Below are 19,434 nucleotides of genomic sequence, written 5' to 3'. Positions count from 1 at the left end.
TGTTTATTTATAGTGATTTATAGGTATTAACCACATTTTCAGGAGTAAAGCCGAATTTTTCAAGAACTAGACCGCCAGGTGCAGAAGCGCCGAAGTGATCAATTGTAATTGTTTTGCCTTCCGTTCCTACATAGCGTTCCCAACCAAAGCTTGCTGCAGCTTCAATTGCCACACGTTTTGTCACAGCTTTAGGTAACACACTTTCTTTATATTCAGCAGATTGTTTTTCAAACAAATCAAAACTTGGCATTGACACGACAGATACATCGATGCCTTCTTCCGCTAATTTAGCTTGTGCTTCCACTGCTAGATTTACTTCAGAACCAGTCGCAATTAAAATCCCTGTTGGTTGTTCACCTTTTTGTGGTGACAATACATAAGCACCTTTTTGAACAGAATCAGAAGCGTGTTCTAACGTTCCTTCTAAAACAGGTAAGTTTTGACGACTTAGAACTAAAATAGTTGGTGTTTCCGTAGAAGTCATAGCAATTTTCCAAGCAGCAACAGTTTCATTGCCGTCTGCTGGACGAATCACATGAACATTTGGAATGCAACGAACACTTGCTAATTGCTCAATTGGTTCGTGTGTTGGCCCATCTTCACCCACCGCAACAGAGTCATGCGTTAAGACGTAAGTTACAGGAACTTTTTGTAAAGCGGCTAAACGGATTGCTGGACGTAAGTAGTCAGTAAAGACGAAGAATGTCCCGCCATAAACATGACTACCACCGTGTAATTGAATCCCGTTCATTGCTGCAGCCATTGCAAATTCGCGAACACCAAACCAAATATTACGGCCTTCGTATTGACCAGGTTCGAAATCTTTTTCTGCAGCAACCATTGTATTATTTGAGGCTGATAAATCAGCTGAACCGCCCCAGAAACTTGGAACAACTTTTGAAATAGCTTGAATCGTTTCTTTACTTGTTACACGACTTGCGGCACTTGTTCCTAGTTCATATTTAGGTAATTCTTGTTCCCAACCTTCAGGTAATTGGTTGGCAAAAGCTTCTTTAAATTGTTTGGCTAATTCTGGATGCGCATGTTCATAGTTCTTAAACATCTCATTCCAAGCCTCTTCAGCTTTTTGGCCTTCGTCAATCATCGTTTCTTTAAAACGAGCAGCGACTTCCTCTGGCACAGTAAAGTCAGGATATTCCCAACCATAAACAGCTTTAGCCGCTGTAATGCCCTCTTCACCAATTGGCGCGCCGTGAACGGAAGAAGTTCCTTCTTTTGGTGCTCCGTAACCAATGACTGTTTTAACTTCAATCAATGTTGGTTTATCTGTTTCAGCTTTAGCCGCTTCAATCGCAGCCTCTATTTCATCTAAATCATTGCCATCTTTAACTAAAATATGTTGCCATCCGTATGCTTCATAACGAGCCCCAACATTTTCAGTAAAGGCTTTAGAAGTTGGTCCATCTAATGAGATGTCATTTGAATCGTACAAGACAATTAATTTACCTAATTTCATATGACCAGCCATTGAACTTGCTTCTTGGGAAACACCTTCCATTAAATCGCCGTCACCACAAATTGCGTACGTATAATGATCCATAATAGGGAAACTATCACGATTATAAGTTGCAGCTAAATGCGCTTCAGCCATTGCCATACCAACAGCCATAGCAATCCCTTGTCCTAGAGGTCCTGTTGTTGCTTCAACACCATCTGTGTGGTGCACTTCTGGATGCCCTGGTGTTTTACTATCCCATTGACGGAAATTTTTCAAATCGTCAATTGTTACGTTGTATCCTGATAGATGTAATAAGCTGTACAACATTGCAGAGCCGTGGCCTGCTGAAAGTACAAAACGATCACGATCAACCCAGTTTCTAGAAGTTGTTGGGTTCACCTTTAAATGTTTTGTCCAAAGTGCATACGCCATTGGGGCAGCACCCATTGGTAAACCAGGATGTCCTGAGTTCGCTTTTTGTACGGCTTCAATACTTAATGTCCGGATTGTATTAACGCCCAATTGATCTGTCTTGTCAAACAAAAAAATCATCTCCTAATTTAGGTTTTTTTTACCTTTATTCATAGTGTAGCTTATTTCGACAATGAAAGCAATTACTTTCTGTTGTGAAGTCCTTTTTCACGCTGAATTTTTTTTAGTTTTTCAGGAGTCACATCGGTCCCTTCTTGATCCACGACCTTCATTCCTTCGATATGGTGACGCATTCCTCCACGAAATGCTTCTAAATACTCTTTACGTAATTCTTGTTGTTCGACTTTTTCTTTCGCACTAAGTTCTTCCGCTTTTGCTTTATTCGCTAATTCATTTATACGGGCAATTTTTTCTTTCGATAACATCAAAATCCCTCCTTACTCTCACTGTCTATATTATAAGAACTGCCTTAAAAAAACAACTATATTCTGATATTTATAAAACACGAACGCTTGTTTGATTTCGTTCGCATTTTATGGTACACTAATTTTATCAATTGAAAGAAGGTGCGGGTTTTGGCGAAACGTACAGAAACAAGACAATTAGAAGTACTTAAATATATATACGAACAAGTCGAATTAAAGGGCTATCCGCCAACCGTTCGCGAAATTGGGAAGGCTGTTGATTTATCCTCAACTTCTACCGTTCACGGACATTTAGCTCGTCTTGAAAAAAAGGGTCTAATCTTACGTGACCCAACAAAACCGCGAGCAATCGAATTAACACCAGAAGGCTTGGAAAAGATTGGGATTCAGCCGACAACTATTCCGATGTTAGGTGTCGTAACTGCTGGTGAACCAATTTTAGCGGTGGAAGAAGCATCAGATTTCTTCCCGTTACCTCCTGATTTACGTACAGAAGAAAATGCTTTATTTATGTTGACGATTCGAGGAGAAAGTATGATTAACGCAGGTATTCTAGATGGCGACCAAGTGATTGTTCGTAAGCAATCGAACGCCAATAATGGCGACATCGTAATCGCAATGACCGATGAAGATGAAGCAACCTGTAAACGATTCTTCCGAGAAGTAGATCATATCCGCTTGCAGCCTGAAAATGATGCATTAGCGCCTATTCTTTTAGATAACGTTACAATTTTAGGTAAAGTTGTTGGTTTATATCGCAATCATATTTAATAAAAAAAGGAAGTCACTCCGTTGAGCGGCTTCCTTTTTTGCTTGTTAACAAGTGAATAGCCTTTTGAGCTTCCTCGATAACCTCTTCTTCAGTTTCTACAGAAAGTAGATAATTTAAAGCTTCTAAACTTTGCTCGGGTTCTCTTTTTGCGAGCTGACCTAACGACCAAGCAGCTGTTCCGCGAATGACAGGACGCTGATCATTTAAACAGAGAATAATTTGTGGGATAGCTTCACGGCCGCCCAAATTCGCTAACGCAATTAAAGCATTCCGTTGCAATGGTTTTTTACCACGCCAAGAGCCTGCTAAGTGTCCGAATTGCTGTTTAAACTCTTTATTGGAAATAGTTAATAACGGTGCTAATTTGGGATAAACTTCTTCAATCTTTGGTTCCATCTCTTCATGAAAATGAAAATCTTTTCCTTTATTATAAGGGCAAACCAGCTGACAAATGTCGCAACCATAAATGACGTTACGCATTTTTTTCCGATACTCTTCAGGCATCATGCCTTTTGTTTGCGTTTGATAAGACAAACATTTTTGAGCATTCATTCGACCGTCCCCTAACAAAGCCCCTGTAGGACACCCTGTGATACAACGAGTACAATCACCGCAACCGTTTGGAACAGGTTCATCTGGCTCAAATTGAATGTTGGTGGTCACCTCACCTAAATATACAAAGGAACCAAATTCTTCGGTAATCAGTAGACCATTTTTACCAATGAATCCTAAACCCGCCCGCTGAGCAACAGCGGTGTCGACATATTCGCCAGTATCCACTTGCGGCCGAAAGCGCCAGTGTTCTTTTTCTGCTTCAGTGGCAGCTTGCTCTTCAATAAAAGCAATTAATTTTTGCAACCGATCCTGCAAAATGTGATGATAGTCAATTCCCCAAGAGGCTCGCGCAAATTGGCCACGCTTTTCATCTCTAGGCATTTTTCCCTGAGCTTTGGTGGGATAAGCTAAAGCAATGGAGATAATACTTTTAGGATGCTCAAACGTTTTTTCTGGGTAAATTCGTTCTTCCACATTTTGATGTTCAAACCCCGAGTTATATCCTCGCTCTCGTTGTTCATGCAGAGAATCTTCTAATTCAATAAATGGTTCAGCATGAGTAAAGCCAATTTTATCGATGCCTAAACGTTGACTCTCTTGAATAATTTTTTCTTTCAATGTCGGCATTGCTCATGCCTCCCTTCATTTTATTATTTATCGTTTCGATGATACGTTTCATAGTCATGTGCATAGAGATTTTTCTCGTCCACGACGCCGGGAACAGTGGCAACTTTTTCCCAAACAGACCAGTCGATTTCTGGAAAGAAAGTGTCGCCTTCAAACGTTTCATGAATCATCGTCCGATATAAGACATCGCATGCGGGAATCAGTTCTTTAAAAACGACAGAACCTCCACCAATAACGGTCACACCTTCATAGTTGTCAGCATACGCAAGAATTTCCTCTACGGAATGCATAACCAAAACGCCTTCAGCTCGGTAATCCGGATTACTGGTTAGGACAATCGTTGTTCGATTTGGTAGCGGACGACATCCCATGCCTTCGAAAGTTGCACGTCCTAAGACCAATGTATTATGAATTGTTTTTTCCTTGAAAAATTTCAAGTCATTGGGTAAATGCCAAGGCAATTTGCCTTCTTTACCAATCACTCCTTGTTCATCTTGGGCCCAAATAGCTGCTAACATAGCTTCTCTCTCCTTTTTTATACGGCAATCGGCGCTTTAATCGTTGGATGTGGGTCATAGCCTTCTACTTTAATATCTTCCATATCAAAATCAAAAACAGAAGCCTTGTCTGGATTCAAAACGAGCGTTGGGAAAGAACGAACTTCTCGTGATAATTGTTCTTGCATTTGCTCCACATGATTTTGATATAAGTGGGCATCTCCTAGCGTGTGTACAAACTCCCCCACTTCTAAACCTGTTTCATGTGCAATCAGATGTGTCAATAAAGCATAGCTTGCAATGTTAAAAGGAACACCTAAAAAAACATCGGCACTGCGCTGATAAAGTTGACAGCTTAATTTCCCTTCATTTACATAAAATTGAAACATAGTGTGACAAGGCGGCAACGCCATTGAAGGCACATCTTCTGGATTCCAAGCGGAAACAATTAAACGGCGAGAATCAGGATTGGTTTTAATCATTTCAATCACATTAGCTAATTGATCGATAAAGCTACCATCTTTGGTTTCCCAGTGACGCCATTGCGCACCATAAATATTCCCTAATTCACCATATTTTTCTGCAAACTCTGCATCATTTAAAATGGTGTCACAGAATTTTTGATGTTCTTCTTTGTATTGTTCTGCAAACGCTGGATCTTGTAAGACACGATGCCCAAAATCCGTCATGTCTGGTCCTTGATAATCTGCGCTTTTTACGTAACGTTCGAACGCCCATTCATCCCAAATATGATTATTTCGCTCTAACAAATAGCGAATATTCGTGTCGCCTTTTAAAAACCACAATAACTCACTTTTAATCAAGCCAAACGGTACTCGTTTGGTTGTTAGTAAGGGAAATCCTTTGGCCAAATCAAAACGCATTTGATAGCCAAATAAACTATACGTCCCAGTTCCTGTACGGTCTTCTTTAAAATGACCTTCTTCTAAAATCTTTTTTCCTAGCGCTAAGTATGCTTCTTCCATCTTATTCCCTCCGTCTCTTAATCCGCGTATTCACTCAAGTATTCCCAACGATTCATTTTTTCTTCTAACAATTGTTCCGTTGCTGTTACTGCTTCTTGCAATTCTTGTAAACGAACAAAATCATCACCCTGATGATTCATTTCTTCAGTTAATGTTTCTAATTTCGTTTCTAATTGTGTGATGTCTTCTTCAATTGTTGCCCACTCTTTTTGTTCCATATAAGTCAGCTTTGTTTTTTCTTTCTTTTCTGTCGATGCTTCTTTTACTGGTTTATTGAGCGGTTTTTCTTTGACCTTTTCTTGTTCTTTTTGGTTCGCCAAATATTCACTCATTGTGCCATAAAATGATAGGATCTGAGCATTTCCTTGAAAAACTAACAATTTATCCATTGTTTTATCCAAGAAATAACGGTCATGAGAAACCGCAATTACCGCTCCTTTAAACGTTTGGATATAATCTTCTAAAATGGTCAACGTATCAATGTCCAAATCGTTGGTTGGCTCATCCAATAATAACACGTTAGGCTGACTAATTAATAATTTTAAGAGATATAACCGGCGTTTTTCTCCACCAGACAGTTTGCCAATCAGTGTGCCATGCATAAAACGAGGAAATAAAAAGCGCTCTAACATTTCAGCGACCCCAACGCTGCTTCCATCACTTCGTTTCACTTCTTCTGCTGCTTCTTGCAAATAAGCAATCATCCGTTGATTAGGGTCCATTTCTTCGTTTTGCTGGGTATAATAGCCAATTCGGACGGTTTCACCGATACTATATAGGCCACTCTCTAAAGGAATGCGTCCAGCTAAAATATTTAATAACGTGGATTTTCCTGCACCATTTTTACCAGTAATGCCAATTCGATCGTTTGCTTGAATGAGTAAATTAAAGTCTTTCAAAAGCTGTTTATGATCAATGGCATAATTTCCTTCCTTGATTTCCAGAACTTTTTTCCCTAAACGTTGCGTGGCAAAGTCTGCTTCTAAGGTGCCATTGGTTTGTACCTGATGCAAGTTTTCTTTTAAATCCTGAAACCGATCAATTCTTGCTTGCTGTTTCGTTCCTCGTGCTTGAACGCCTGCTCGCATCCACGCAAGTTCTTGTTTGAAGAGGCGTTTTCTTTTTTCTTCTTGCTCTACAGCGACACGTTCACGTTCGGCTTTTTCCATCACATACGTTTCATAGTTTCCTTTGTATTCATACAGTTTTCCAAAAGAAAGTTCGAAAATCCGATTGGTTACTCGATCTAAAAAGTAGCGGTCATGGGTCACCATTAAAACCGCGCCACGATAGTTATTTAAAAAGTTTTCCAGCCATTCAATCGTTTCATAATCCAGATGGTTCGTTGGTTCATCCAATAACAGTAAATCAGGCGCTTCAATTAAGACTTGCGCCAAGCTTACTCGTTTTAACTGCCCACCAGAAAGCTCACCTATTTTCTTTTCCAATGTGGGAATACCTAATTTTTGTAAAATAATTTTTGCATTGGTATCTGCTGTCCAAGCATCTTGTTTATTCATGGCTTCTTCTGCTTGCGTGTAACGTCTTTGAACCCCTTCGTCTAAACCATTCTCACTTAAAGCAGCTAACGCTAATTCATAATTTTTGACCGCTTTTATGATCGGGCTGTCTCCCTGAAACACGGCTTCTGCAATCGTAATATTCTCGTCAAATGTTTGATTCTGGGAAAGGTACCCAATTTGATAATCACTTGGCTGCTGAATTGCAGCAAAATCACCATCACCGCTATCTACGCCAGCAATAATATTTAATAAACTGGTTTTCCCTGTGCCGTTAATCCCAATTAAACCAATGCGATCTTTTTCATGAATCAAAAAAGAAAGATGATCAAATAGTGTTTTTTCCCCATATGTTTTGGTTAAATCTGTTACTTTTAATTCTTTCACCGACACTACCAACTCCTTCTATTTTGGTCTTGCTTATTGTATCAAAAATTGGATTATAAAAAAAGTGCATGAGATAAAAATCATCTTGGTTTCATCTCATACACTATTACTTATTCTTTATTAAAATTTTTAACAAATCGTTTCAGCGGAACATTATTCACTTCGCCGCTAATCGAATAACTCTCTAATAAATTGACATTTTTTCGTAACTCGTTCGCTTCGATAATTGAAATGCGTTCAGATTGTTCGTAATGATCAATCATCCGTCGTTCTTCTTGGAAGCCTAATAATAGGTCTTTGACATAGTCTGTCTCCGTATGAACAATATATGAATCAATAAATTCGCCTTTTTCAAACTTATGGGCTAAATCCAAGCGTCCGTCAATGAAGAAATCAATTAAATCATCATCATAGACACCGCGCAAATTATCTAAACTCTTCAGAATAACTTGAGAATTTCTTAGAAAAACTTGGCGAATATTTTCTAGTTCTTCATTTCGTAATTCTTTTTCTTCTTCAGAAGCTTCACCACGATTGAAAAATAGCTTAGGATGTAAAAGAATCGAAATGATTTGTCGAGCAAATAATAACCAAAAGCCTACAATCGATAATAATTGTTTGGCAATCGACCGTTGCATCCGTGTAATTAAGCGTTGATACATACGATAACTTCTGACACTAATTTCTCCTTGTTTCAGACTTTCTTCTAAGCCGTCTCGTTCAATGGACACAATTAACGTCCGCAACTCTTGCACTTCTTGTTTTCGTTCTGCACTTAGCTGCTCGGTATACAATTCTTTTAAACGATCTTGATAATTTTCAATGACCGCATTCATTTCACCACGAGGATTCTCTTCATTTTGCTGTTTTAAGACATCAATAACATCACGTAATAAATCAATTTCGACTGACTCTTCATTTTCCACTTCCGTCTCTGAATCAGTTAAAAATGGTAAAACTAGAATCCCGCCAATCAGAGTCACCAAAATAACACAAGCCGTAATGAATAGTAATAACGGTCGTTCTTTAAAATGCTCGCCGTTAATCGCTGTTGGCAAAATAAAGATGGTGGCTAAACTCACTGTTCCTTTAACACCGCCAAAAGTTAAAATCAGCATTTCATTCATTGCGTTTTTAACTTTCTTAAGGCCATGTTGAAGCGTGTAAACACTGAAAATGGCTAAGAAACGAATCAAAAAGACAACGGCGCTAATAATTAGAACAACCATTAGTAGGAACCAGTTTGAATATTGTTGGTCAATCCAAATTGGCGAAAACACTTGAGAAAGTTCAATTCCTAAGAATAAGAAAACTAAGGCATTTAAGGTGAACTCAATCATACTCCAAATACTTTCGCCAACATTTGACAGTTCTGCTTCAAAAAGCGAAACTTTTTTCAAACTAGACGCTTGCATAATTCCAGCAATCACAGCGGCAATAATTCCAGAAACGCCAATCAACTCTGAAATTAAATAAGCAATAAATGGCAAGAGTAATTCAATCAACAAGTAGCCTGTAACATCTTTTGCCACCGCAGTTTCAAGTAAATGAACAATTTGCTGTTTTAATAGAACTAACACGATTCCGACTACCGCTCCACCAATACTGGAAATAACCAAGGTCCCTGCCGCTTCCACCGGCGAAAATGACCCCGTTAATAAAGCCGCTAATGCAAATTGAAAGGCTGTAACGCCTGATGCATCATTAATGAGTCCTTCACCAGATAAGATGTTCATCGAACGTTCAGGAATGTCAATTCGACCTGATAACGAACCTACCGCCACCGCATCCGTTGGCCCTAAAGCCGCCCCAAAAGCGAAGCAAGCGGCTAATGGTAAAGTAGGCAAAATCATATGCAGGGTCCAGCCGACTCCGACTAAGGTAATTAACACACCAAAAAAGGCCAAGAAAAGAATCATCCCGAAATTTTTCATCATTGCTTTCAGATTGATTAGCTCCCCTTCTCTAAATAAAAGCGGTGCAATAATCATTACTAAAAACACTTCAGGCTCAAATTCAATTTCCTGCCCCATTTTAGTTAAACCAATTAGAACGCCTACAATAATTTGCACAATTGGCAGCGGAATGACGGGAACAATCCGGTTGAATATGTTTGAGAAGGTAATAGACAGTGCAAAAACAATGATTAGAAAGGTAAATTCCATCCTATCATTCCCTTCTATATTAAATTTTTATTGACTTACCGATCAAAACATTTAAGTAATTTTTTCTTTTTAAGAATAATTTTCTTTTCAACTTCTTCTAACTCAGAACTGCGTTCGCAAAGTTCCAATTGAGCGCGTCGTGCTTCTAAACGAAGAAGTTCTCCTTTAATTAATTCAATTTTTTTGTAGCGTAAGAAATTTTTCTTTTGCATACGTTCTGCAAAGTGTTGTCGTTTTTCTTCAGGGATTGCTTGATATTTCTTTTTCAAGTCAGCGACACACTTTTCAAATTCTTCACTCACCGAAACAACTTCCTTCCAAAATTTAATCTGACTAATTATAACAAATTTTACCAAAAGTACAAGCAAAATTGCTTTCTTTTTTTCAAAAGAAATTCAGACAAAACTTAACGCGGGAAAAGCTGATTTCTAGGAGCTGAACATGGTTAATCTTCATTAACAATAATATCAATTTCTGCCTCTTCATTCATCCGTGTTGAAAGAAAAAGAACCATTTCTTCTAGTGGCGCAGAAAAGCGTAAAACCACCCCTCTTCTGCCTTTTTTTAAATACCCTAAACGAATACCGTTCGACTTTTGAACAAGGACAATCTTTTCGATATCTTTAAAGGCCGTGCCCCGATTGTCAAAAGGATGCGTAATAATACAGTCCTCCGCAAAACCTCTTGCATCGTAAAGAAAACTGAAGATAATCAAAATATATAACACACTTCGAATCATTTCAATTTTATCTCCTGCCGAAAATGCATTGGCCAGAATCATTAAACTAAAAAAAGCAACTAAATATTTTGTTGTAGGATGTTTTGCAGCCGGAATTACAATACTTTTACGTACGAAGTAAAAGTAACCATACATAACGACGACAAATAAAAATAGCAATAACGTAAATCCATCGATAATCACAAACGACTCCTTTATTTCTTTTTCTTTTGAATATCTGTTAATATATCATTTATTTCTTTAATTTCTTTTTTTGATTCGTTAATCTTTTTGATAACCGCCTCACGGTTTTTTCCAGGCGGTAAGTCAATTGATTCTTGGTAGTAGTTTGCTAAAGCTTGAACTTTTTTCATTTTTTCGCTTTGCAACAAGGCTATATTTCTTTTCATTTAACCGCCTCCTCTTCCTTAGTATACATTACTTTGTAAGGAATTGCTTAATTTGCAAGATATTTTCTAATAAAAAGGAGTAATTTTACATTTTCTTATAAACAAAAAGTATTCGGCTGAGTAACAGCAGCGAACGATAAAATAATAGAATAAAAAATGAGACAGAAGTAGTTTACTTTTGTCTCATCTTTTATTATTGAGCTGAAATCGCTAAACCAATTGCTTTTTCCCCTAGGTGGGTCCCGATAACTGGACCAAAATGACCGATTTCAATTTCTGCATTTGGGTATAGCTTTTGTAATTTTGCTTGTTCTTTTTCAGCAACGATGCGGTTATTGGCATGAATCACGTACAGTTTAACTGGTGCTTCAATCCCTGCGTTTCGTTCACCAATAATCTTTTCTGCACGAGCAAAAGCTTTCTTTGTTGAACGGATTTTTTCAAATAATACAATCTTTCCATCTTCAAAAGTCAAGATAGGTTTAATCTTCAATAGTCCAGCAATCAAGGCTGCGCCATTCGTTAAGCGACCGCCACGAACTAAGTTGTTCAGATCTTCTACAATTAGATATGCATACGTATTGTCACGAATTAAATCTAATTTGGCAAAAATTTCTTCTAAGCTGGCTTTTTCTTCTGTTAAATCTAAAGCAGCTTCTACCATGTGTCCCATTGGCATACTTGTAATTTTTGAGTCATATGGATACAAAGCAACGCCTGGGATTTCATCAGTAAGTCCGTGCAATGTATGAACAAAACCAGAGATTCCTGAAGAAAGATGAATGCTGATGATGGTGTCGTACCCTTGTTCAGCGATTGATTTGTAAAGCTCTAACACTTCTCCTAAAGCAGGTTGTGAAGTCGTCGGAAATTCTTTACTATTATTTAGCAATGCATAATATTCATCTGCTTCAATGTCAATGCCTTCGTTGTATATTTTTCCATCTAAAATGACTGGGATGGGAATTACAAAAAGATTCGGATGATCTTTAATGCGCTCGGGTAAATAAGCTGTACTATCTGTCACAATAGCAATTTTCATTTTGTAACCTCGTTTCACTAATTTTCCACGTTGTTTCTAATATAGCATAAAAAAGGATATTTTAAAATGCTTTCCTTATTCGTTCAGGAATTTTTCGATGGCGTCAGCATTTTTTTGTTCATCTACTTCTAAAATACTGCCTGCATAAGAGGATTCACCAAAATTCCAAGAATCTGGTACCGGAACCGATAATGACTCAACCCCTGCTTTTCCTTTAATCATCAATGATGGTCCGTTCGTTAGCATGAAACTGACAGGCACATCTGTCGACATATAGCCGACTAATTTCCCAAGTGATTCTGGGGTTCTTAATAAAGTCATTGGATTTTTCATTTGGCTCATTACAGCTGACATAACTTGTTGTTGGCGACGAACCCGACCAAAGTCGCCTTCTTCATCCATCCTAAAGCGAGCGTATTGAAGTAAGACATGTCCATCCATGACCTGTTGCCCTTTTTCAATATCAACGCCATCTAAATTCAGTGATTTTTCTGCATCGATTTTGACACCTTTTGGAAACATAGAGTCAACAATTTTTTCAAATGATTGGAAATCTACCTTAGCATAATATTTCGTATCTAAATTAAAGTTTTGTTTTAACGTTTCACGAACCAATTCAGCACCGCCATAAGCGTATGCGGCATTAATTTTATTCGGCCCGACACCAGGAATGTCCACGAATGTATCACGCATAAATGAAATTAATTTCGGTTTTTTTGATGGTCCATTTAGTTGGAGAACCATTATTGTGTCGGCTCGTCCAGCATCTTCCCCACGTGTATCGCTGCCAAGAATTAAAATATTCTTAGCCCCGTTGCTACTTTTGACACCATTAAATGTTTCTACTTTTTCTTGAGGCAACGAGTCATCATGTTCTGCTGCAGATTTTCCTTTTAAAAACATGACTGTACTATAAGCAAATAACAGAATCAATAGGATTACTAGCCATTTGAAAAAGCGTTTTGTTTTTGATTTTTTACGTTTCTTTTTTGGTTTCTTGTCTTTTTTTCCGCGGGGTGGTTGGTCAGAACCGTTGCCACCACCTGAATCTGTTTGATGTCGCCTCTCACTTCTGCGACTGTCCTCAGTATAGCTGTCTTCGTAAACTGGCTCTTGAAGGCTTTCAGCTAGTTCTTCTGGTTCTTCTTCTCTATGTTCACCCATTGATTTTCGGGGATTAAAGGTCTTTTTATGCTCTGCTGGTCTCGATTTTTCATGAATATGTTTATAACGATCTACACGACTCATCGTGTCACTCCTTTACCTCTGTGTTTTATCACCTTTCTTAGGATACCTCATTTCGCAGGAAATTCCTATTACAAATATGTAATTTAATAAAAAATGAAACTCACTTTATCTAATAAGTAAGCTTCATTTTCATTTTTAACTCTTTAAAGTGTGGACAAAACATAGATCGGGTAATCCCCTAAAATTTTTATTTCTGCGCCAATCAGTTCCAGTTCTGTTAAAGCTGCTTCAATTAGTTTTTCTGGTTGATCATTCACTAAGTCCATTAAAAAGAAGTACTCTCCGAGCTTTGTTTTCAACGGCCGCGATTCTATTTTGCTAAGATTAATCCCTCGCCAACTAAACACGCTTAATGCTTTGTGTAAAGAGCCAGGAACATTACTTGGCATCGTAATCGCCAGCGTTATTTTTTTCTCAGATAGCGGGAAAGAAATCGCTAAATTTTCAGAACCAAGAACCCAAAATCGGGTTTGATTTACCGATAAATCTTGTATATTTTTTTCAACAATGGTCAAATCATACATTTCCGCAGAAAGTTTTGGTGCAATAGCTGCAAAAGGTAATTCTGGATGTTCTGCAATGTATTTGGCGGCGTAAGCTGTTGAAGGCGTTGCTTCTAAAATCGCTTCTGGAAAGTTTTTCTCTAGAAACATCTGCGATTGAGCTAATGCTTGCGGATGTGATAAAATTTTCTGACTTTGTTGCCAGATCGCTTGATTCTCTTTTGCCACCATTAATTGTTGTTGAATCGGTAAAACTAACTCTGCTTGGACAGGTAACTGCGCTTGATGATACAAATAATCTATCGATGCGTTAACAGTTCCTTCAATCGTGTTTTCTATTGGAATAATGCTACATGCCACTTCTTGCTGTTCAATTGCTTTCAAGCAAGCTGGAATCGATGCGTACGGTATCAATGTAGCATCAGGAAAAGCAGCCAACGTTGCACTGTACGTAAAGGAACCAATCGGACCTAAATAACCAACTTTCATCGTTTCTCTACTCCTTTAATTGTTGCAGAATTTCATTGATAATTTCTTCTGGTGAGCGATTGGTCGTATCAATTGTCATCTTCGCACATTCTTCATAAAAATTTTTACGAGACTCAAACAAAGTAATGATTTCTTTTGAAGAACGTTCTATAGCTAAGGGCCGTTGGTTTTCAGTATCTTCTGTGATTCTTTTTAACAGCTCTTCTGGTGTCGCATGTAAATAAATCACTTGCTGAAAAGATTTTAATAAGCTACGATTTTCTGGTCCGACAACAATCCCGCCCCCAGTTGAAAGGACGGCTGTATTTTTTGACAGCTCCTTTAAAAGTTGGGTTTCCTGTTCTCGGAAAGCTGCTTCACCATATTTTTCGAAATAGTCAGGAATTGAGCGTCCTATTTTTTCAATTAACGCTGTATCTAAATCAAGATGAGGCATCTTTAGTTTATTGGCCAAACTTTGGCCGATAGTTGTTTTACCCGCACCCATGAAACCAATTAAAACAATGCTTTCCATGGTTCGTTATCCTCCTTCGTTAACAACTTAAACGTTCTAAGTCGTCAAAAAATGCTGGATAAGAAACTGAAACTGCTTCAGCCTTATCTAATTCAACAGTGCCTTCTTTTACAAGTAATGCAGCAATTTGTAACATCATCCCGATACGATGATCCCCATAACTGGTAACTCTTCCACCATGTAAAGAAGTTGGTCCATGTATAATTAAGCCATCATCAGTAGGCGTGATGTCGGCGCCTAAAATTGTTAATTCTTTCGCTACTGCATCAATCCGATTGGTTTCTTTGACTTTCAATTCTTCTGCATCTCGAATGATTGTCGTGCCAGTAGCCTGAGTAGCTAACAAAGCAATAATCGGTAACTCATCAATTAAACGTGGGATAATAGCGCCACCAATCTCTGTAGCTGTCAATTGACTCGTTTTTACAAGTAAATCGCCAGAGTGATTGGCCTCATCTTCATTTAAAATAGTGACGGAACCACCCATGTTTTTAATCACATCTAAAATACCTGTCCGCGTTTGATTTAAGCCAACATTTTTCAGAAGTATCTCGCTATCTGGGACTACTAAACCCGCAACTAAAAAGAAAGCTGCAGAAGAGATATCACCAGGAACTACCACATTTTGACCTGTTAATTGTTGCGGTCCAGTTAACATAATTTTTTTGCCGTCTACTTCAAGTGTCCCACCAAATTGTCGAATCATCTCTTCTGTATGATCACGTGTCTTTTCTTTCTCAACCACTACAGAAGTGCCCTCGGCTTGCAAAGCGGCGAATAAAATAGCCGATTTCACTTGAGCACTCGCAACAGGCATTGTGTAGTCAATCGGTTGCAAATTTTGAGTCCCGCGAATAGAAATTGGCGGAAACTCCGTTTGCTGAACCCCTTGACATTCCGCTCCCATTTGGTTTAAAGGAAGCATCACACGATTCATCGGTCGTTTAGAAATAGACGCATCACCAGCTAGGCGCGTTTCAAAGGGACAGCCAGCTAAAATGCCCAGCATTAGGCGAATTGTTGTCCCTGAATTTCCAACATCAATTGTATTCTTCGCCTTTTTTAAACCTGCAAATCCTTGCCCCTCAACGGTGATTGTCGTCCCGTCATCTTCAATGTTCACACCCAAAGAACGAAACGCCGCTAAGGTACTTAAACAATCTTCGCCTCTTAGAAAATTTGTAATCGTCGTTTTTCCAGAAGAAATTGCTCCAAACATAATACTTCTATGGGAAATCGATTTGTCGCTAGGAACCATCAGAGTCCCTTGTAAATGTTTCACATTTGTACGTAGTTGCACCCTCATCACCTCTTATTTTTCATAACACGTATAGTTCGTTTCTTTAGATAAAATTTGTTTTGCAGCTTGGCAGTCTGGTTGATTTTTAAAAGACAATTGAAGAATCCCATAGATTTCTTCTCTCGTTTCTAAAATTTTAATATTTGTAAGAGAAAGGTCCGCTTCGCCTAAAATTTGCGTAATTTCAGCAATGATTCCTGGTTGATCTGGTACATCAACAAACAGATCATAGAAAGCTGGAATTGCGCCTTCTTTGTGAATAGGCAATTGAGCACGTGTTTCTTTGGCCTTATCAAAAAAATTACGAATAGCTGGGGCGTTTTTTTCTGTTAACCATTGGCAAACAGTAGTCATCTCTTTTTGCCAATTTTCTAGTAAGTCCAATAATACTAAGCGATTGCTTAATAAAATATCCGTCCACATCGTTGCATCAGAGGAAGCAATTCGAGTAATATCTCTGAATCCTCCAGCCGCTAGCTGCTGTGCTCTAGGGTAAGTGGTATTCAGTTGCTGACTTTCGTTCACTAAAGCTGCGGCAACAATATGTGGCAAGTGACTTAGAGCACCAGTAATTTCATCATGTTCCTGTGCAGGCATCGTAATAAACTTCGCATGCGTTCCTTTTAGTAATGTTTGTAACTCCTGAATCTGTTTGTTTTTTTCGCCATGGTCATCGGTAAAAATATAGTAGGCATTTTCAAACAAACGTTCATCAGCGGCTGTTACGCCGGATTTATGTGAACCAGCCATTGGATGACCACCAATAAAATTTTTCATGTTAAGCTTTGTTGCTAACTGATTAATTTCCACCTTGGTACTACCCACATCTGTGATCAGAGCAGTTTCTAGTGATAATTGGTTTAATTCTTCTAGTTGTACTAAAGTTGCTTTAACTGGGGAACAAAGAAAAATAATCTCTGCTCGTCTTGCCCCACTTGTTAAAGATTCAGCTATCTCATCAATTAGACCCGTTTTCTTAGCAAATTCAGTTGACTCCGCTTGATTATCGAAACCGATAATCTCACTGTTGGGATGTCCTTTTTTGATACACAAAGCCAGTGAACTCCCGATTAGCCCTAATCCTACGATTAAAATACGTTTCTTCATTTTTTCCCTCCATATACTTGCGACTTTCTTCCATTAAAAGTTTTGAGTATATAGACGATAACGTTTCACTGCTTCTTTCATTTGTTCAAATGAGTCACTATCAAATTTTTCGAGCATAGCCTTCGCTACTTCCGTTGCAACAACGGCTTCACAAACAACGCTAGCGGCCGGTACCGCCGTGCTATCAGAGCGCTCAACGCTGGCCTTATAAGGCTCTTTTGTATCAATATTCACGCTTTGTAATGGTTTATAAAGGGTTGGAATAGGTTTCATGACACCACGAACGATGATTGGCATTCCATTGGTCATTCCTCCTTCAAAACCGCCTAAATTGTTGGAAGTTCTGGTATAACCAGTACTTTCGTCCCAAACAATCTCGTCCATCACTTGACTACCAGGGCGTTGCGCCATTTCAAATCCAATGCCAAACTCAGCACCTTTAAAAGCATTGATGCTTACAACAGCTTGCGCAATTTTGGCATCTAGTTTACGATCCCATTGAACATAGCTACCTAAGCCAGCTGGAACGCCACCCACAAGTACTTCTACTACCCCACCAATTGTATCGCCATTTTTCTTGGTTTGGTCAATTAGTTCTTTCATTTTTTCTTCTACGGAAGGATCTAATACGCGAACGGCAGATTGTTCAGACCGTTCTTGAATTTCACGGATCGTTAAATTTTCAGGAATCGTAGCTTCAATCCCGCCTAATACCGCGACATGCCCAGCGACTTGGATATCCAGTTCAGCTAAGAGTTTTTTAGCAACCGCACCAATCGCCACACGCATCGTTGTTTCTCGTGCCGAAGACCGTTCTAAAACATTCCGTAAATCATCATGTTGATATTTCATGCCACCAACTAAATCAGCATGTCCTGGACGTGGTTTGCTGACGCGGCGGATTTTCTTTTGTTTTTCAGGAACTGGCTCTACTGACATCACGGAGGTCCAATTTTTCCAGTCTTTGTTTTCGACAACCAACGTTACTGGTGAGCCAAGTGTTTTACCATGCCGAATACCCGAAGTAATACGTACTTGGTCTTTTTCAATTTTCATCCGTCCCCCACGACCGTAACCGCCTTGACGTCTTGCTAATTCTCGGTTAATCTCTTCGCTACTTAAAGGCAAGCCGGCTGGTAAGCCTTCAATAATAGCAGTTAATTCAGGTCCATGTGATTCGCCTGCTGTAATAAAGCGCATCTTAAATTCCTCCTTCTCTGTTTAAAAATGCTCGAATTTCTTCCGTTGGTAAAGAGACAATTTTCGCTTGACCAATTTTTTCTAAGACAATGATTTTAATCTGTCCCCCACGTGTTTTTTTATCATGTGTAATTGCTTGATAGAGACGTTCTTCTGACCAACGATCTGTGGTTACTGGTAAATGGAACTTTTCTAGCATGGTGACCAACTCTTGGGTAGTCCCAAGTGGGGAAAGCCCTTGTTGTTCTGCGACTTGAGTTATTTGAATCATTCCTAAAGAAACGCCTTCACCGTGAGCAATCACCCCGTAACCAGCTGTATTTTCTAATGCGTGGCCAATCGTATGCCCAAAATTCAGAATCAAACGTAAGCCCAAATCTAATTCATCTTCTTCGACGACATCACGTTTAATCTTGCAACAGGCCGTGATAATTTCTTCTGCATGTGCCACTAAATCTTGTTCATTTTCCAAAGAGGATAAACGGTGCCACAATTCAACATCAGCGATAGCTGCTGATTTTACAATTTCTGCAATTCCTTCACGAACACGTCTAGGTTCTAATGTTTTAAGTGTATTAGGATCAATTAAAACCCCATCTGGTTGGGCAAAAGTACCGACAAGATTTTTGGCTTTTTTAGTATTAACCGCTGTTTTACCTCCAATGCTACTATCTACTTGTGCCAGTAAGGTTGTTGGTACTTGTAAAAAGTGAATACCGCGCATATAGGTTGAAGCGACAAATCCAGCTAGATCTCCCACAACGCCTCCACCTAGAGCAATTAGACCATCACTTCGAGTCAATTGCTGTTCCGCTAAAAAATCATAAAGCAGCTGAGCTGTTTCGAGGCTCTTACTTTGTTCACCTGCCGCTACAGCAATCAATGATGTTTCAAAACCAGCAGCTTGCAATTCTTTCTCAACAGCTGCGCCATATAATTTATTCACCGTTTCATCGGTAATAATCGCTACCCGTTGTGGCTGCCACAGGCTACGTACCCAGGTGCCAATTTTATCTAAGGCACCTGTTTCGATGGTTAAATCATATGAATGTGTAGGTAACGTTACGGTTAATTTCAT

19 protein-coding genes are annotated in these 19,434 nt (G+C 38.9%); 1 reads left to right on the top strand and 18 read right to left on the bottom strand.

Annotation, left to right across the window (positions count from 1 at the left end):
* Window positions 1–7 precede the first annotated feature (7 nt).
* Window positions 8–2,002, bottom strand: a complete 1,995-nt coding sequence (gene tkt / locus IGL42_RS06240) for a transketolase (RefSeq protein ID WP_010710384.1) — start codon at window positions 2,000–2,002, stop codon at window positions 8–10.
* Between the two features lie 71 nt (window positions 2,003–2,073).
* Window positions 2,074–2,316, bottom strand: coding sequence for a DUF896 family protein (locus IGL42_RS06235; RefSeq protein ID WP_010710385.1), 243 nt, complete (start codon window positions 2,314–2,316; stop codon window positions 2,074–2,076).
* 150 nt (window positions 2,317–2,466) lie between these two features.
* Here IGL42_RS06235 and lexA point away from each other — a divergent pair, with 150 nt between their 5' ends.
* Complete coding sequence (gene lexA, locus IGL42_RS06230) at window positions 2,467–3,087, top strand: transcriptional repressor LexA (protein WP_002357566.1); 621 nt, start codon at window positions 2,467–2,469, stop codon at window positions 3,085–3,087.
* Window positions 3,088–3,100: 13 nt separating this feature from the next.
* On the opposite strand, the gene queG is transcribed toward lexA, so the two are convergent.
* The 16 genes from queG to aroB form a co-directional block, all read right to left on the bottom strand.
* Window positions 3,101–4,270, bottom strand: a complete 1,170-nt coding sequence (gene queG, locus IGL42_RS06225; protein WP_002365666.1) for a tRNA epoxyqueuosine(34) reductase QueG — start codon at window positions 4,268–4,270, stop codon at window positions 3,101–3,103.
* 23 nt (window positions 4,271–4,293) lie between these two features.
* Complete coding sequence (gene dfr, locus IGL42_RS06220) at window positions 4,294–4,788, bottom strand: trimethoprim-sensitive dihydrofolate reductase (RefSeq protein WP_002384507.1); 495 nt, start codon at window positions 4,786–4,788, stop codon at window positions 4,294–4,296.
* A gap of 17 nt (window positions 4,789–4,805) precedes the next feature.
* Complete coding sequence (locus tag IGL42_RS06215; protein WP_002384508.1) at window positions 4,806–5,753, bottom strand: thymidylate synthase; 948 nt, start codon at window positions 5,751–5,753, stop codon at window positions 4,806–4,808.
* A 17-nt stretch (window positions 5,754–5,770) separates the two neighbouring features.
* Window positions 5,771–7,660 carry an ABC-F family ATP-binding cassette domain-containing protein gene (locus tag IGL42_RS06210; protein WP_025191824.1) on the bottom strand — a complete coding sequence of 630 codons (1,890 nt, stop codon included), beginning with the start codon at window positions 7,658–7,660 and terminating at the stop codon, window positions 5,771–5,773.
* Window positions 7,661–7,770: 110 nt separating this feature from the next.
* The gene (locus IGL42_RS06205) at window positions 7,771–9,825 is read right to left on the bottom strand and encodes a cation:proton antiporter (protein ID WP_002360309.1); all 2,055 of its coding nucleotides are present in this window, start codon (window positions 9,823–9,825) and stop codon (window positions 7,771–7,773) included.
* A gap of 35 nt (window positions 9,826–9,860) precedes the next feature.
* Window positions 9,861–10,193, bottom strand: coding sequence for an ACP phosphodiesterase (locus IGL42_RS06200; RefSeq protein ID WP_002357572.1), 333 nt, complete (start codon window positions 10,191–10,193; stop codon window positions 9,861–9,863).
* Window positions 10,194–10,270: 77 nt separating this feature from the next.
* Window positions 10,271–10,747, bottom strand: a complete 477-nt coding sequence (locus IGL42_RS06195) for a hypothetical protein (RefSeq protein ID WP_002357573.1) — start codon at window positions 10,745–10,747, stop codon at window positions 10,271–10,273.
* Window positions 10,748–10,758: 11 nt separating this feature from the next.
* On the bottom strand, window positions 10,759–10,953 hold the full coding sequence (locus IGL42_RS06190; RefSeq protein ID WP_002357574.1) for a hypothetical protein: 195 nt from the start codon (window positions 10,951–10,953) through the stop codon (window positions 10,759–10,761).
* 193 nt (window positions 10,954–11,146) lie between these two features.
* Window positions 11,147–11,995 carry a DegV family protein gene (locus IGL42_RS06185; protein ID WP_002382324.1) on the bottom strand — a complete coding sequence of 283 codons (849 nt, stop codon included), beginning with the start codon at window positions 11,993–11,995 and terminating at the stop codon, window positions 11,147–11,149.
* A gap of 75 nt (window positions 11,996–12,070) precedes the next feature.
* Window positions 12,071–13,243 (bottom strand): LCP family protein, encoded by a 1,173-nt coding sequence (locus IGL42_RS06180; protein ID WP_010710388.1) that lies wholly within the window; start codon window positions 13,241–13,243, stop codon window positions 12,071–12,073.
* Between the two features lie 143 nt (window positions 13,244–13,386).
* Window positions 13,387–14,235: a prephenate dehydratase gene (gene pheA / locus IGL42_RS06175; protein WP_002374851.1), complete on the bottom strand. Its 849-nt coding sequence runs from the start codon at window positions 14,233–14,235 to the stop codon at window positions 13,387–13,389.
* 7 nt (window positions 14,236–14,242) lie between these two features.
* Complete coding sequence (locus IGL42_RS06170; protein ID WP_002357579.1) at window positions 14,243–14,749, bottom strand: shikimate kinase; 507 nt, start codon at window positions 14,747–14,749, stop codon at window positions 14,243–14,245.
* A 19-nt stretch (window positions 14,750–14,768) separates the two neighbouring features.
* Window positions 14,769–16,055, bottom strand: a complete 1,287-nt coding sequence (aroA, locus tag IGL42_RS06165) for a 3-phosphoshikimate 1-carboxyvinyltransferase (protein ID WP_002357580.1) — start codon at window positions 16,053–16,055, stop codon at window positions 14,769–14,771.
* 6 nt (window positions 16,056–16,061) lie between these two features.
* Entirely contained in the window at window positions 16,062–17,156 is a 1,095-nt protein-coding gene (locus IGL42_RS06160; protein WP_010710389.1) for a prephenate dehydrogenase, read from the bottom strand.
* Between the two features lie 33 nt (window positions 17,157–17,189).
* Window positions 17,190–18,356, bottom strand: coding sequence for a chorismate synthase (gene aroC / locus IGL42_RS06155; RefSeq protein ID WP_010707588.1), 1,167 nt, complete (start codon window positions 18,354–18,356; stop codon window positions 17,190–17,192).
* Window position 18,357: 1 nt separating this feature from the next.
* Window positions 18,358–19,434, bottom strand: coding sequence for a 3-dehydroquinate synthase (gene aroB / locus IGL42_RS06150; protein ID WP_002357583.1), 1,077 nt, complete (start codon window positions 19,432–19,434; stop codon window positions 18,358–18,360).

The sequence above is a fragment of the Enterococcus sp. DIV0712 genome, from assembly GCF_050554855.1.
GTDB classification, from domain to species: Bacteria; Bacillota; Bacilli; order Lactobacillales; family Enterococcaceae; genus Enterococcus; species Enterococcus faecalis.
Note: the sequence above shows the minus strand (reverse complement) of the source record. Positions and strands in the feature narration are given on the sequence as shown.

Coding starts and splice junctions, on each gene's coding strand:
- IGL42_RS06235 (WP_010710385.1), bottom strand. CDS start 2,316: ATGTTATCGAAAGAAAAAATTGCCCGTATAAATGAATTAGCGAATAAA.
- queG (WP_002365666.1), bottom strand. CDS start 4,270: ATGCCGACATTGAAAGAAAAAATTATTCAAGAGAGTCAACGTTTAGGC.
- dfr (WP_002384507.1), bottom strand. CDS start 4,788: ATGTTAGCAGCTATTTGGGCCCAAGATGAACAAGGAGTGATTGGTAAA.
- IGL42_RS06215 (WP_002384508.1), bottom strand. CDS start 5,753: ATGGAAGAAGCATACTTAGCGCTAGGAAAAAAGATTTTAGAAGAAGGT.
- IGL42_RS06205 (WP_002360309.1), bottom strand. CDS start 9,825: ATGGAATTTACCTTTCTAATCATTGTTTTTGCACTGTCTATTACCTTC.
- IGL42_RS06190 (WP_002357574.1), bottom strand. CDS start 10,953: ATGAAAAGAAATATAGCCTTGTTGCAAAGCGAAAAAATGAAAAAAGTT.
- IGL42_RS06185 (WP_002382324.1), bottom strand. CDS start 11,995: ATGAAAATTGCTATTGTGACAGATAGTACAGCTTATTTACCCGAGCGC.
- IGL42_RS06180 (WP_010710388.1), bottom strand. CDS start 13,243: ATGAGTCGTGTAGATCGTTATAAACATATTCATGAAAAATCGAGACCA.
- pheA (WP_002374851.1), bottom strand. CDS start 14,235: ATGAAAGTTGGTTATTTAGGTCCGATTGGTTCCTTTACGTACAGTGCA.
- IGL42_RS06170 (WP_002357579.1), bottom strand. CDS start 14,749: ATGGAAAGCATTGTTTTAATTGGTTTCATGGGTGCGGGTAAAACAACT.
- aroA (WP_002357580.1), bottom strand. CDS start 16,055: ATGAGGGTGCAACTACGTACAAATGTGAAACATTTACAAGGGACTCTG.
- IGL42_RS06160 (WP_010710389.1), bottom strand. CDS start 17,156: ATGAAGAAACGTATTTTAATCGTAGGATTAGGGCTAATCGGGAGTTCA.
- aroC (WP_010707588.1), bottom strand. CDS start 18,356: ATGCGCTTTATTACAGCAGGCGAATCACATGGACCTGAATTAACTGCT.
- aroB (WP_002357583.1), bottom strand. CDS start 19,434: ATGAAATTAACCGTAACGTTACCTACACATTCATATGATTTAACCATC.